General features: G+C 48.3%; 6 protein-coding genes. All 6 read left to right on the forward strand.

The features are described 5' to 3' along the window. Nucleotides 1–5: 5 nt before the first annotated feature. Complete coding sequence (locus D3H65_RS13180) at nt 6–2,393, forward strand: ABC transporter permease (protein ID WP_119050763.1); 2,388 nt, start codon at nt 6–8, stop codon at nt 2,391–2,393. Nucleotides 2,394–2,444: 51 nt separating this feature from the next. Further along, nucleotides 2,445–4,850, forward strand: coding sequence for an ABC transporter permease (locus D3H65_RS13185; RefSeq protein WP_119050764.1), 2,406 nt, complete (start codon nt 2,445–2,447; stop codon nt 4,848–4,850). Nucleotides 4,851–5,016: 166 nt separating this feature from the next. Then, nucleotides 5,017–7,410, forward strand: a complete 2,394-nt coding sequence (locus D3H65_RS13190; protein ID WP_119050765.1) for an ABC transporter permease — start codon at nt 5,017–5,019, stop codon at nt 7,408–7,410. A 22-nt stretch (nt 7,411–7,432) separates the two neighbouring features. Further along, the gene (locus tag D3H65_RS13195; RefSeq protein ID WP_119050766.1) at nt 7,433–9,889 is read left to right on the forward strand and encodes an ABC transporter permease; all 2,457 of its coding nucleotides are present in this window, start codon (nt 7,433–7,435) and stop codon (nt 9,887–9,889) included. A gap of 75 nt (nt 9,890–9,964) precedes the next feature. After that, nucleotides 9,965–12,373 carry an ABC transporter permease gene (locus D3H65_RS13200; RefSeq protein WP_119050767.1) on the forward strand — a complete coding sequence of 803 codons (2,409 nt, stop codon included), beginning with the start codon at nt 9,965–9,967 and terminating at the stop codon, nt 12,371–12,373. Nucleotides 12,374–12,527: 154 nt separating this feature from the next. Next, a complete protein-coding gene (locus D3H65_RS13205; RefSeq protein WP_119050768.1) occupies nt 12,528–14,939 on the forward strand; it encodes an ABC transporter permease in 2,412 nt (803 codons plus the stop codon). Nucleotides 14,940–15,019: the final 80 nt, after the last annotated feature.

Consider the following 15,019-nt stretch of genomic DNA (forward strand, 5'->3'; position numbering starts at 1 on the left):
AGATCATGATCAAGAATTATCTCAAAACCGCCTGGCGGAATCTGTGGAAGAATAAAACCATGGCGTTTATCAACATATTGGGATTGATGACGGGGATCTCCTGTTGTTTGCTGATCGGTTTGTATATCCAGCATGAATACAGCTATGACCGGTTTCAGCAAAAGGGCGACCGTATTGCACGGGTATTGATGGAATACCGGTTTTCCAGTGGCGACTCCAAAAAGGTAAGCGTTACCAGTACCAAGGTATTGCCTGTCTTTGTACGAACATTTCCACAGGTGGAAACAGGCGTGCGTATGTCAGATAGCAAACGCGTAGTGTCCCTGGGCGATAAGCAGTTTACAGAGAACCACTTTATGTTTGCCGACTCGACCTTCTTTGATGTATTCTCTTTTCAATTATTGCAGGGCCATCCCAAGGAGGCATTGTCTGGTATCAATAAAGTAATACTAACAACCGCTACTGCACAAAAGTATTTCGGTGCAGAAAACCCGCTGGGCAAAATATTACTGGTAGGTGGCGATGCTGTGCCTTTTGAGGTAACAGGTGTGATGCAGAACTGTCCCTCCAACTCACAGATGAAATTTGATTTCCTGGCCTCCTTCTCATCACTGAAAGCCAACCAGGAAAAAACATGGTGGAATGCCAACTACACCACCTTCCTCTTGCTGAAGAACGAAGCAGCCAGTAAGACCCTGCAGACCAGCCTGTCCGCATATATGAAGAAAGAAATGGCAGGCACCAATGCTTCCATAGAATTCATCCTCGATCCCTTCAACAGGATACACCTCCATTCTGATTTTGACAGCTTTGAGCCCAATACCAATATCACTTACCTGTATATCCTTACCGGGGTAGCATTGCTCATACTGGCCATTGCCTGTTTTACCTATATCAACCTCAGCACCGCCCGTTCCATAGACCGCGGAAAAGAAGTAGGCATCCGAAAAGCCGTAGGCGCCCTGAGGCAACAGATATTCCGCCAGTTCATTGGTGAATCACTGTTGCTGTCCTTCTTAGCCGTATTGCTCAGCGCACTCGTGGTGATGCTGGTATTGCCTGCTTTCAACCAATTGGCCGGCACCGGCCTTTCTATGCGATCCTTACTGTCTCCTGCCATACTGGCTTTTATAGCCATTATGGTGGCTTGCATCAGTTTCCTCGCAGGTAGCTATCCCGCCCTGGTATTATCCGCCTTCATACCTGCCAAAGTACTGAAAGGTGCCCTGAACAAAAATGGCTCCGGCAACTGGTTGCGCAAAACACTGATCGTTTTCCAGTTTGGCATTTCCGTTTTCCTGGTGATCGCCACTTTCGTGATACACCAGCAAATGCGTTATATACAGGACAAAAAGCTGGGCTACGACCGCCAGCAGGTATTGGTATTGCCACTGGATAGCAAAATGCTAACATCTTTCAATACCATTAAAGAAGAATTTAAAACGATACCGGGCATTGTCAATGTATCCCGTTCGGGTAATCCGCCTACTTCCATTGTGAGCGGTTACAATATGCGTTCTTCTACGATGCCCGAGACCGATAATATGTCGGTAACCGCCGACCTGATAGATGAAGACTATATCAAAACGATGGGCATGGAGCTCATTGCCGGCAGTAACCTCACTCGCCAGGATGTAGCCGATATATCGCGGGAAGATGATACCGTGAGGAATTTCCATTTTATCCTCAATGAATCAGCCGCCAAAGCACTTGGCTGGACACCTACAGAAGCCATCGGCAAAAAAATGTTCCTCGACGCAACACGCCCGGGCACGGTAAGGGGCGTAATAAAGGATTTTCATTTTCAATCCCTCCACTTAGCCATCCAGCCCCTGGTCTTGTTTCCTGAAATATGGGGCAGGAATGTACTGGTAAAAGTAACCGGCAATAATATGGCACAAACCATACAGGCGCTCCAGGCCAAATGGAAAACCCTGGTTCCCCATCGTCCTTTTGATTATCATTTCCTCGATGAGGATTACAATAAAATGTACAATGCCGAGATCCGCCTGGGGAAGATCATGAACCTGTTTGCAGCCATTGCCATCGTGCTGGCTTGTATGGGACTATTTGGATTGTCGCACCATGCTATTCAGCAGCGCCAGAAAGAAATAGGTATCCGTAAAGTACTGGGCGCTTCAGTAGCACAATTACTGCTGCTCGTATCAAAAGGCTTTATGAAGCTCGTGCTCATTGCTTTTGCCATTACTGTACCCGCCACCTGGTGGGCTATGAATAAATGGCTGGAAGATTTTGCTTATCGCGTGAACGTAAGCTGGCTGGTATTTGGCGTAGCCGGATTGCTGGTATTGCTGATAGCTGCTTTCACCGTGAGTTTCCAGGCCATCAAAGCAGCATTGTCCAATCCGGTGAAGAGCCTGAGAAGTGAGTAGAAAACAAACAGCGAACCTTATAAGAACTATAACCCTCCATAAAGCGCACACATGATCAAAACATATTTCAAAACAGCCTGGCGCAATCTCCTGAAGCATAAAGCAGGCAGCATTATCAATCTGTTTGGCTTGACCATCGGCATGTCTGCCGCTGTATTCATATTCCTGTGGGTACGCAATGAATTGAGTTTCGACAATTACCATCCCCAGGCACAAAATATCTACCGGATCAAGAACCTTTTATCCGTCGATAAAACAAGCGTCTGGACCTGGGAAACCTCCCCGTATATGCTGGGTGAAAAGGCAAAAGCCGAGGTACCTGGAATACAATTGGTCACCCGCCTGTGGTCGCTGACCAATAACGGACCTGCCCTCACCGTCAACAACAAGCTGGTGAAAGAGAAAGCGGCAGCCTACATCGATGCAAACTGGTTCAAAGTTTTTCACTATGATTTTCTCAGCGGCAGTGCAGATAACTTCAACCGCCACCCTTTTAGCCTGGTATTGACAGCTACAGCCGCCAGGAAATATTTCGACACCGAAAACGCTGTAGGCAAGATCATTCATATAGATACCCTCGACTACCAGGTGCAGGGCGTGATAAAGGATTACCCTACCAATTCCAGTTTTGCCTATGATATGTTCATCCCCCTGGCAGCCAAACATGCCAATGCCAAAAGTCTGAAGGATGATGAAACATGGAGCAACTTTAACTACCTCACTTTCGTGAGGTTGAACCCCTCGGCCAATCCACAAACTACTGCCACCAGGCTCAGGGCCATTTACAAAAAGAACAGGCAACAAGACAATACTGCTGTACAGCTAACAGCCCTGCGCGATATGCATTTCGAAACAGGTCTGCAATCCTCACAACTGGGACATGGCAACCGGAAGGTGGTGAACATCTTTATGATATTGGGCATTGTGTTGCTGGTGATCGCCTGCATGAATTACGTAAACCTTACCACTGCCAGGGCCACCATGCGCCTCAAGGAAGTAAGTGTGCGCAAGATCGTAGGCGCCGACAGAAAACACCTCTTCGGCCAGTTTGTACTGGAATCAGCATTGATAAGCCTGTTGTCCCTTGGCTTAACTTTATTGGTGATTAAGCTCTGCCTGCCTTTATTTAACCAGGTTACAGAAAGAAGATTTACCTTACCACTGTTATCATCTCCGTTATGGACCATCCTGGGCAGTACTTTCATAGCCAGCGTGCTACTCACCAGCATATACCCGGCCTTACTGCTGTCGTCCTTCCAACCCATTGCCGTATTCAGGGGCTCGGGCATCTTCCGGGTAAAAAATACTTCGCTTAGGAAAACACTGGTCGTATGCCAGTTTACCATATCCATTGTATTGATCGTGGCCACTATTGTGATCTACCGGCAAATGCAATTCATCCAACAGCAAAACGACCAATACGACAAATCACAGGTATTGACTTTTTCCATTCCCTGGTCCGACGCCATGAAAATGAAGAAACCTCAAAGAGAGGGGCTGGCCAAAAATATAGAACAGGCCCTCCGTTCACAGAGCGGAATAGAGAACGTATCCATTATGAATGGCGGATCAGTGCTGGATTACCGTAGCTTTTCCTCCGGTGGCACAGACTGGGACGGCAGGGTGGAAGGATTTGATCCAGGTATCACTTTCTTTAGTGCAGATACCAATTTCCGCAAGATACTAAACCTGCAACTGGCCGATGGACGCTGGTTTATTCCCAACAGTGTAGCCGATGCGCACAACGCCATCCTCAATGAAACTGCCGTACGCGAACTGGGCATACGCAAGCCCGTGATCGGACAACGCTTTGTAGCCCGTGGCGATACCGGCGTGGTGATTGGCGTGGTAAAAGATTTTTATTATAAGAACATGCATGAAAAGATAGATCCGGTAGTGATTAAGAATGATGCTGAATATGCATTTTCCTTCCTGGTCAAGACCGTACCGGGCAAGGCTTCAGCAGCCCAGGCAGCCATTGCACAGGTCTATAAAGCCCAGGTACCAGGGTCCATATTTGAGTACAAATTCCTGGATGATGAATTTGACCACCTGTACCGCGAAGACCATAAAACCGCCTCGCTGATCTGGACCTTTTCTCTGCTGGCCATTTTCATCTCCTGCCTGGGATTGTATGGACTGGCAGCTTTCAGTGCCGAACGTCGCCATAAAGAAATAAGCATTCGCAAGGTGCTGGGCGCCAGTATGCACAGCATTGTATCCCTGTTGTCGAAGGAATTTGTTTACCTCGTATTGGCAGCCCTGTTGCTGGCTACCCCATTGGCCTGGTGGGCCATGAACAATTGGCTGCAAGATTTTGCCTACAGGATCCATATACAATGGTGGATGTTTGTACTGGCAGGTGTATTAGCAGTAGCCATTACCCTGGTCACAGTAGGGTTTCAGGCCATTAAAGCTGCCCTGATGAACCCCGTGAAGAACCTGAGAAGTGAATAGTTGCATCAATAGCTTGTATCAAAAACGGACGGTTCCTGTACTGTTAACGAACATGTTCGTAGTGCCTTATACATAAACAATTGATTTACAGCTTAGGTAAAGGCGGTATGCTTTCTGTTTTATATTGAAACCCGTACCAATCACCTGAATGTTTAAACTGTAATATATGTTAAGGGACTATTTCAAAACCGCTCTCCGCAACCTGCTCCGTAACAAAACGTATGCAGCCATCAATATAGCCGGCATTGCCATCGGGCTGACCGCCTTTTGGATGATAGCCCTGTATGTAGCCGACGAGCTGAGCTATGATCGTTTTCATAGCAACGCCGGCCGCATTTACCGTGTAGCCCAGCATACCACCTGGGATGGCGGTAATATGCACCAGGCAACTACTTCCTCCCCTTTCGCAGGCGCCCTGAAAGCCAGTTTTCCCGAGATACAGGAGGCTACCCGTATTTTGCCCGAAGGTGGCGGCATCATTAGTTACAACAACAAGCCCATCAAGGCGGAGGATATCATGTTTGCGGATGCCAATATCTTTAAGGTATTCACTTTCCCTTTTATCAGCGGCAATCCGGCTACCGCGCTTGCCCGGCCCGAATCCATTGTATTGACAGAAAGCCTTGCCCGCAAACTGTTTTCAGATCCCCAAAAAGCACTCAACCAAACCGTTTACTTTTCAAACAACTACCCTAACCTCGTAACCGGTGTGATCAAAGATATTCCCGGAAATACACACCTGCGTTTCAGCGGCCTTCGCTCATTGCCCACCAACTATACTGACAACTGGCAGAATTTTAACGCCTACACCTACCTGCTGTTGAACAAGGGCACCGACTATAAAAAGTTCGAAGCCCACCTGCCCGAATTTGCGGCAAAGACCATTCAAAAGCTTATGAAGGTCAATGATTATCGTATGGAGTTACAACCCCTTACGGCTATCCATTTACATTCCGACCTCCAGGTAGAGATCGGTCCCAACAGCAGTATTACCCGTATTTACATCTTTATAGCTATTGCCGCCCTCATACTGATCATTGCTGTCATTAATTATATCAACCTGTCTACCGCACGCTCCTCTACCCGCATCCGCGAAGTAGGCGTACGCAAAGTAATAGGTTCCGGCCGCCGCCACCTCATTGGCATGTTCATCGCAGAAGCCCTCGTAATGACCATCGTGGCCGCTATAGTGGCCTTCTTCCTGGCAACTGTATTGTTGCCCTTGTTCAACAATCTGTCGGGCAAAACCCTCACCATCGGACGCTTTGGCACCCTCACCACCATCCTGGTCATGCTGGGCTTTGCACTGCTCACCGGTTGTATGAGCGGCCTCTACCCTGCCCTCTTCCTGTCACGCTTCAAAGCCATTCCCGCCCTGAAAGGACAAATGGGCAACCTGGCCAACAATATCCTGTTCAGAAGATCATTGGTAGTTTTCCAGTTCACCATCACCGTGATCATGATTGCCGGTTCCCTCATCATCTACCGGCAAATGCAATATACCAGCCAAAAAGACCTTGGGTTTAATAAGGACCAGGTACTTACTTTTCATATCCATGACCGTGAAGTGAGGAAGCAGGTGGCCGCCATGAAAGACCAGCTTTCTAAAAACCCCAATATACTGGGAGTATCCGCAGCCGGAAATCCTATCGGCAATAATGACCTGGGTGCCCATGGATTTAACTTTGAAAAAAATGATGGTTCCTTCTCCACCAGCAGTAAGATGGCGCAGGAACTGATGGTGGATGCAGATTATATCCCTGCTCTCGATATCAAATTAACCCAGGGCAGGAACTTTTCTACAGCAGTAGAATCAGACAAATATGGTGCAGCCCTTGTCAACGAAACATTAATGCATGAGTTGGGTTGGAAAGATGCGATCAATAAGCGCCTGAGGTTTAAGTTTGGCGAAGGAGAGATCGGCGAAAGAACAGTCATTGGCGTTATTAAAGATTTTCATACCTATTCCCTGCAGCATAAAGTAGAGGCCATGGTGATGCTGATGCCGCCCGTAGCTGCCATGGAAGACAACCTGTATGTAAAGATCAATACCAGCCACACCAAAGAGGCATTGGCCTGGATCGAAAAAGTATACAAGCAATTTGACAAGAGCAATCCCGTAGAGTTTAATTTCCTCGACCAAAACTTTGCCCGCCAGTATTCAGCAGAACAAAAGCAGGAAACACTCTGCCTCATCTTTACTGTGCTGGCCGTTTCCATTGCCACCCTCGGTTTGTTTGGCCTGGCAGCCTTTACAGCACAACAACGGGTTAAAGAGATCGGCATTCGAAAAGTGCTGGGCGCTTCCGTACAATCCATCATTACCATGTTGAGCAAGGATTTCATTAAACTGGTGGCCATCGCTATCCTGATCGCTACACCCATTGCCTGGATGGCCATGGATCAATGGCTGCAGGGCTTTGCGTATCGCATAGACATCCAGTGGTGGGTATTCGGCCTGGCAGGTATACTGGCCCTGGTGATCACCATTGCCACCATCAGCATTCACGCCATCAAGGCTGCCCTTGCCAACCCGGTCGATAGTCTGAGAAATGAATAAACAATCTTAAAACCAGCACCATATGCTGAAAAACTATTTACTGGTAGCCCTGAGAACACTTTGGAAACACAAAGTGTTTACGGCTATTAATATAGCCGGGCTGGCCATTGGCATCAGCGCCTCCCTGGTCATCTACCTGCTGGTACAATACGATTTCAGCTTTGATAAATTTCATAAAGAGGGCGACCGTATCCACCGCGTAGTCTCCAAATTCACCTCTCCGGATGGAGAAGAATACAAGAATTCCGGCGTGCCTGTTCCCATGGGCAATGCTGTACGTACCGAAATGGCAGGGCTCGATGTGGTCGCTCCATTTTACACCTGGGATGGAAGTGGTAAAGTAACCATACCAACGGCAAAGGAAGGCAAACCCGTCACCTATAAAAAACAGGAAGGCATTATTTTTGCCGATCCAGGTTATTTCATCCTACTGCCCTACGAATGGGTAGCCGGCTCCCCCGTTACAGCATTACAACAACCCTACCAGGTAGTATTGACTACTGCCAATGCAGCCCTGTATTTCCCGGGCATACAACCAGTTGAGCTGATCGGCCGGGAAATATACTTTGATGACACCATCAGAACCAGCATAACAGGTATTGTAAAAGACATTGCCCAAAACACTGATTTTACTTTCAAAACTTTCATTTCCTGGAGCACCCTTGAAAAGGGAAACCTGTCGAATGGAAATGCAGAGACCTGGAATAATACCACCAGCAGCTCACAATTATTTGTAAAGCTGGCGGCCGGTACTACCGTAGCCAAAGCGGAAAAAGACATCCGCAACCTGTACAACAAATACCATAAACGCGACAAAGACGATAACACAAAAACAGCACACCTGCTGCAACCCTTGCGGGATATTCATTTTAATACAGACTATGGCAATTTTGATCAGCGTACAGCTCATAAGCCCACCCTCTATGGCCTGCTGGCCATAGGCGCTTTTTTATTGTTGTTAGGTGCTATCAACTTTATCAACCTGGCTACCGCCCAGGCTTCCCAACGGGCCAAAGAAATAGGTATCCGCAAAACACTGGGCGGCCAGAAAATACAACTGATCCTTCAATTCCTCAGCGAGACCTTCCTGGTCACACTGCTGGCCACCGCCCTCTCCGTTCTTATTACTCCGTTGCTCTTAAAGATATTTGCCGATTTTATTCCCAAAGAATTACACTTCAGCCTCATCAGCCACCCTGGTATTCTCCTGTTCCTGTTGGTGCTGCTCATCGTAGTAAGCCTGCTGGCTGGATTTTATCCGGCCCTGGTACTGGCAGGTTATAAACCCGTATTAGTATTGAAGAACCAGGCATTTTCCAATACCGGCCAAACACGCAATGCCTGGTTGCGCAAAACACTCACCGTATCGCAGTTTGTGATCGCCCAGGTATTCATCATGGCCACTGTGCTGGTGAGCAAACAGATCCATTATGCGATCAATAAAGATATGGGCTTCCGCAAAGATGCTATTGTCTATTTCCGGACCAACTTTTACGATACCGTGCGCAGCAACAAGCAGGTGCTGCTAAATAAAATAGCTGCCATGCCGGGCGTGGCCATGGTAAGCCTTGCCAATAATCCGCCTTCGGGCAACAGCGTATGGTCCAGCACCTTCACCTATAAAGACGGTAAAAAGGACATACAAACCGATGTACAGATCAAACATGCCGATTCTAATTATATCAGGCTATACCAGCTTAGGCTATTGGCAGGCAGGAATATTACCCAAAGTGATACGGCAACCCAACTCATCATCAATGAGACCTTTGCCCATACACTAGGGTTTCAGCAGCCACAGGACGCCATTGGAAAAACGATTGGATGGAGTAACAAGCAACTGCCCATCGTAGGCGTGGTAGCCGATTTCCACCAGCGTTCGCTGCACGAATCCATTAAACCACTGGCCATTGCCAATGCTACCGACAGGGCCCTTACGATCAATATCCTCCTGCAGCCTAAAACCAATGCCGGCGCCAACTGGTCTGCCACCATTAAACAAATGGAAAAGGTATGGAAAGCCCTTTACCCGGAAGAAGAGTTTGAGTACAGGTTTTTTGATGAGCAGATAGCTAAGTTTTACGAAAGTGAAAAACAGGTGTCTACCCTGCTCACCTGGGCTACAGGCCTCACCATCTTCATCAGTTGCCTGGGCTTGCTGGGCCTGGTGATGTATACCACCGCTTTCAGGGTAAAGGAAATAGGTGTACGCAAGGTACTGGGCGCCACGGTCACACAACTGGTGACCCTCTTATCCAAAGATTTCATGCTATTGGTGATCCTGGCATTTTTTATCGCTACGCCCTTGGCGTGGTTAGCCATGCACCAATGGTTGAACAATTTCGCCTACCGCACCGGGGTCAGTATATGGGTATTCGGACTCAGTGCTGTGATGATGATCCTGATTGCACTGATCACTGTAGGATTGCAAACCATCCGGGCAGCATTGGCCAACCCGGTAAATAGTTTAAGAAGCGAGTAAGGCCCGCTTGTCATTTACAATCAGCCACTCGCCCAATTAAGAAAAGAACGAAGTACAAACTATATATTATAGCTCATGATCAAAAACTATTTCAAAACTGCTTTCCGCAGCCTGCTGCGCAACAAGAGTTATGCAGCCATCAACATTACCGGACTCACTGTAGGTATAGCAGCCTGCCTGCTCATATACCTTATCACCAGCTATCACCTCAGTTTTGATAACTTCCATACCAGGAAGGACCGCATATACCGGGTCGTAAGCGAATCCATTGGGACCGGTACCGGCACTTCCCGCTCTGCGGGCGTACCTATTCCTACTGCAAAGGGATTGCGGAACGACTTTCCTGAACTGCAAGGAAAAGTGGCCGGCATATTCGGAAGCGGTAATGACCAGATCACCGTACTGGATGAACAGAATCGACCCGGCAAAAAATTCAAAGAAGCAAGAGGCCTGTACTTTGCAGAATCCCAGTTCTTTGACATTTTCGATTATAAATGGCTGGCAGGCGATCCCAAAACAGCCCTGGCCGATCCAAACAACGTGGTGCTTACCCGGGATATCGCAGAGAAGTATTTTGGCGATTGGCATGCAGCCATGGGTCGCGCCATTAAATATGAAAATGCCGATGTATGGAAAGTAACCGGCATACTCGAAAACCTGCCCCCTAATACCGACTTTCCCCTGCAAATAGTAGCTCCGTTCAAAGCTTATAGTAATTCAAAGAGCGATGACTGGGTGAGCATCTATAGTTCAAACCAGGTTTATATTGCCTTGCCGGAAAATTACGCTTCTTCACGATTGAGCGCCTTACTGCCAGGTTTTGTAAAAAAACACAAACCAGCCGAAAACGCTACTGATGGCATGGCCTTACAACCGCTCACGGAAATGCACTTTGATACCCGTTTTAATGTTTTCTCCCGCCAGGTATTTAGCAAAGAACTGATCACTGCACTATCCCTGATCGGCCTTTTCCTGCTCATCATCGCCTGTGTTAACTTCATCAACCTGGCCACCGCCCAGGCAGTAAACCGCGCCAAAGAAGTAGGTGTACGCAAGGTATTGGGCAGCAGCCGCAAAAACCTTATTACCCAATTCATGAGCGAAACCTTGCTCATCACCCTCTTTGCTGTTGTATTGGCTACCGGCCTCGCGTGGATAGTCTTGCCTTCACTGAATACTTTGTTGCAGACACGCATATCCGCCAACTTTTTCAACAACCTCAAAATACCTGCCTTCCTGCTCGTCATCACCCTGCTCGTAACCTTGCTCGCAGGCTTTTATCCGGCGCTGGTATTATCCGGCTACAATCCGATCACCGCCCTCAAAAGCAAGCTCGCCGCTAAAACTGGCAGTCTCTCACTCAGAAGAGCCCTCGTAGTATTCCAGTTTGCCATTGCACAGGTACTTGTCATTGGTATGCTGGTAGTCGTAAGCCAGATGAACTTCTTTAAAAATGCCTCCCTCGGATTTACCAAGGATCATATACTTTCTGTACCCATACCGGGCGACAGTGCAGGGCGGGCCAAGATTGATTACCTGCGCGCGCAGTTGCTGCAACAACCCGGCATCAGCGATGTGAGCTTTAGCTTTGGCAGCCCAGCTGAAAATGGCAACTGGAGCAGTGATTTCAATTTCGACAACGCTACCAAAAGCTGTGGTTTTGAAGCCAACCTGAAATGGGTGGATGTAGAACATTTTAAAACATTCGATCTGCAATTTGTGGCGGGCCGTCCTTTTTATCCCAGTGATACCATACGTGAGTTTGTTGTAAGTGAAATACTGGTCAAGAAACTCGGTCTTAAAAGTCCACAGGACATCATAGGTAAAAAGATAAATCTTTGGGGTGGAGAGCATGTGGCCACCGTGTGTGGTGTGATCAAGGACTTCCATACCCTCTCACTCCGTCAACCTTTAGATCCCATCATTATGGCCCCCATGCGCTCTAACTACCAAATGTTCAGCGCTAAAATACGGCCAGAGAAAGCAAAGGAAACCCTCGCCTATGTTGAAAAACTATGGACCAGCGCCTACCCCGACTTTGTGTATGAATACCAGTTCCTCGATGAGAAGATAGACCGTTTCTATCGCCGCGAATCACAGCTGTCACAACTCTATACCATTTTTGCAGGCATCGCCATATTCATTTCTTGCCTGGGTTTGTATGGTCTCGTATCCTTCATGGCCACCCAGCGTGTGAAAGAAGTAGGTATCCGCAAAGTATTGGGCGCTTCCGTAGCCAATATCGTTTACCTGTTTTCCCGTGAGTTCACCGTGCTGATCCTTATTTCATTTTTGATCGCAGCACCACTGGCCTGGTATATCATGAGCCAATGGTTAGGAGATTTCGAATACCGTATTCAACTGGGCGCCGGCATATTCCTGCTGGCCATCGCCGGCTCCGTGTTCATTGCCTGGATCACCGTTGGCTATAGGGCAATAAGGGCTGCGCTCACAAATCCTGTGAAGAGTTTGAAGAACGAATAGGAAGAAAAGCTTCGAGCGACGAGCAGCGGGCTTCGGGCTAAATACAGGAGCGCCGTTCAAACCAAAGGCTCGCAGCTCGAAGCTCACAGCTCGTAGCTATTTGTAAACAAAGCATCATCGGAAGTATTGTCATGAACATTATAATAAACAACCAGTGATAAAGACATACCTCAAAATAGCCTGGCGTACCGCGCTCCGCAACCGGAGCTTCACCGCCATCAGCCTGGGCAGCCTGGTATTGGGAATTACCTTGTTCTTCCTCATCAGCCTGTGGGTGAAAGATGAGATGGGATATGATGCCTCATTTGCCAGCCAGCAACAGGTATGCCGCCTGGAAAGCGAAATGATCCGGCCCGATGGCCAGGTCAGCAAAATGAGCGCTGTAGGCTGGCCTGTGGGCAACACCTTAAAAGCCCAATACCCGGAAATAGAAAGCCTCACTTATCTCAGGGAATGGCATCCTATTGTGAAATTGAAGGAGACACGCTTTTATGAAGACGCCTTGTTTGCCGATGAGCAGTTCTTTGCCGTATTTGGTTATCAACTGCAGGAAGGCAATCCTGCCACTGCCCTCAGGCAGCCTTACAGTGTAGTCATCACCCGGGAAATTAAAGAGAAATACTTTGGCAAAGGCGAAGCATTGGGAAAAGTGCTGATGGTCAACGATACCGTTCCTTACAATGTGACCGGCGTCTTTGCCAAACTGCCCGCCGCCTCTCACCTGCGCTTTGATATGATCGGTTCTTTTGCTTCAGCATGCAGCCTCAATCCCGGGATGTGTGAAGAAGAATTTGCAGGTGGCTGGTTTGATATGAACGTATACAATTATGTACGCCTGGGCAAAAATACATCCGTGGCCACCACTACCGCCAGGATCAAAAACCTGGTACAGGTAGCCGGTAAAGCAGCCGTAGCAGAAACCGGTTTTAAAACAAACCTGTCCCTGCGCCCCGTAAAAGATATTTACCTGTACTCTGGTATGCCTACAGCCCAGGGAACCGTCGGAAACTTTAAGACCATCCAGCTCTTCCTGGCCATTGGTATTTTCATCCTGCTCATTGCCTGCCTCAATTTTATCAACCTCTCTACCGCCCGTTCCGTAGAACGCGCCAAAGAGATTGGCATACAAAAAGTATTGGGCAATGATCGCAAGCGGCTCATTGTTCAATTCCTTACCGAAGCTGCTGTACTGTGTTCCCTCGCCGCCATCATCAGCATCGTACTCATGATTGCCCTGCTGCCGGCCTTCAACACCTTTGCCGGTAAATCATTTACCGTTTCCTCCCTGGTTACCCTGGAAAATGCTTTGTTGCTCTCGGGCATCATCGTGGCACTCGTACCCCTGGCAGGCTTCTATCCCGCCTGGGTATTGTCATCCTTCAAACCCATCAAAGTATTAAAAGGAAGTTTTTCTCATACCGCCTCCGGCGCCCTGCTGAGAAAATCACTGGTCGTATTACAATTCGTTATATCCGCCGGCTTCATCATGTGTACACTCATCATGTGGAAGCAGATGAGGTACATGCAGGACCAGGATCTGGGGTTTGATAAAAACAACATGCTGGTGATCGATGCCATAAAAGTGCCCTGGACATTGCGCCATGACAAAGCCGGTGTATTCAAATCCGAACTACTCCGCAAAACAGGCATCACCCAAATGACCGCTGCCGGCGCCGTGCCAGGCAGATCGGGCTGGGCAGGACAATTTGCCTATCCCGAAGGCAAGACCAAAGAACAGGCTACCATCGTTGAGTATATCGCCACCGACCAGGATTATGTAAAGACCATCGGCCTTCCGCTAATAGCAGGGCGGGATTTCCTGCCCAACAGTGAAGCCGATGTGAAAGAAGCCTTCCTCATCAATGAAGCAGCCGTAAAGACCTTCGGCTGGGGCAGCCCTACAAATGCATTGGGCAAAAAACTGTCTACCTCCGGCAAAGATGGCATCGTGGTAGGCGTGCTGAAAGATTACCACCAGCATGGATTGCAAACAAAGATCCCTCCCGTCGTATTAAGCCCTGTGCCATTTTATGTCCTGTTTGCCCTGCGCTATGAAGGCATCAGTCCTGCGCAGGCCGTGGCCGATGTAAAAGCCGTGTGGGATGATGTATACAAAGGATATCCCCTTGAATACCGGTTTATGGATGAGGATTTCCAACGTCAGTATGCCAGGGAGAACAAGCTACGCAGCTTTTTCGGCATCGCCGCTGGCCTGTCAGTAGTCATCGGTTGCCTCGGCTTACTGGGCCTTATCATCTATACAGCCCAGAAAAGAGTAAGAGAAATCGGCATCCGCAAAGTATTGGGCGCAGGTATTGGTGGCATCGTTGCCCTCTTGTCTGTCGACCTCCTGAAGCTCGTAGGTATTGCCATTGTACTGGCCGTTCCCATTGCCTGGTGGACCATGCACGCCTGGCTACAGGGTTTTGCCTACCGCATTCAGATCAGCTGGCAGGTATTTGCCCTGTCTGCTGCCGCAGCCTTATTGATAGCCATGTTTACCATTAGTTTCCAGGCTATCCGCGCAGCAATGATGAACCCCGTGAAGAGCTTAAGAAGTGAGTAGGAAAACAAGCAGCGAGCTGTGAGCTACGAGCAGCGAGCTAAATACAGTAAAGACTATTCGAAGCATAACTTGTCCCGCTC

The organism is Paraflavitalea soli, from assembly GCF_003555545.1.
In the GTDB taxonomy this organism is placed as follows: Bacteria; Bacteroidota; Bacteroidia; order Chitinophagales; family Chitinophagaceae; genus Paraflavitalea; species Paraflavitalea soli.

Excerpts from the sequence above, each read along its gene's own strand:
- D3H65_RS13200 (WP_119050767.1), top strand. The coding sequence starts at position 9,965 with ATGATCAAAAACTATTTCAAAACTGCTTTCCGCAGCCTGCTGCGCAAC.
- D3H65_RS13195 (WP_119050766.1), top strand. The coding sequence starts at position 7,433 with ATGCTGAAAAACTATTTACTGGTAGCCCTGAGAACACTTTGGAAACAC.
- D3H65_RS13185 (WP_119050764.1), top strand. The coding sequence starts at position 2,445 with ATGATCAAAACATATTTCAAAACAGCCTGGCGCAATCTCCTGAAGCAT.
- D3H65_RS13190 (WP_119050765.1), top strand. The coding sequence starts at position 5,017 with ATGTTAAGGGACTATTTCAAAACCGCTCTCCGCAACCTGCTCCGTAAC.
- D3H65_RS13180 (WP_119050763.1), top strand. The coding sequence starts at position 6 with ATGATCAAGAATTATCTCAAAACCGCCTGGCGGAATCTGTGGAAGAAT.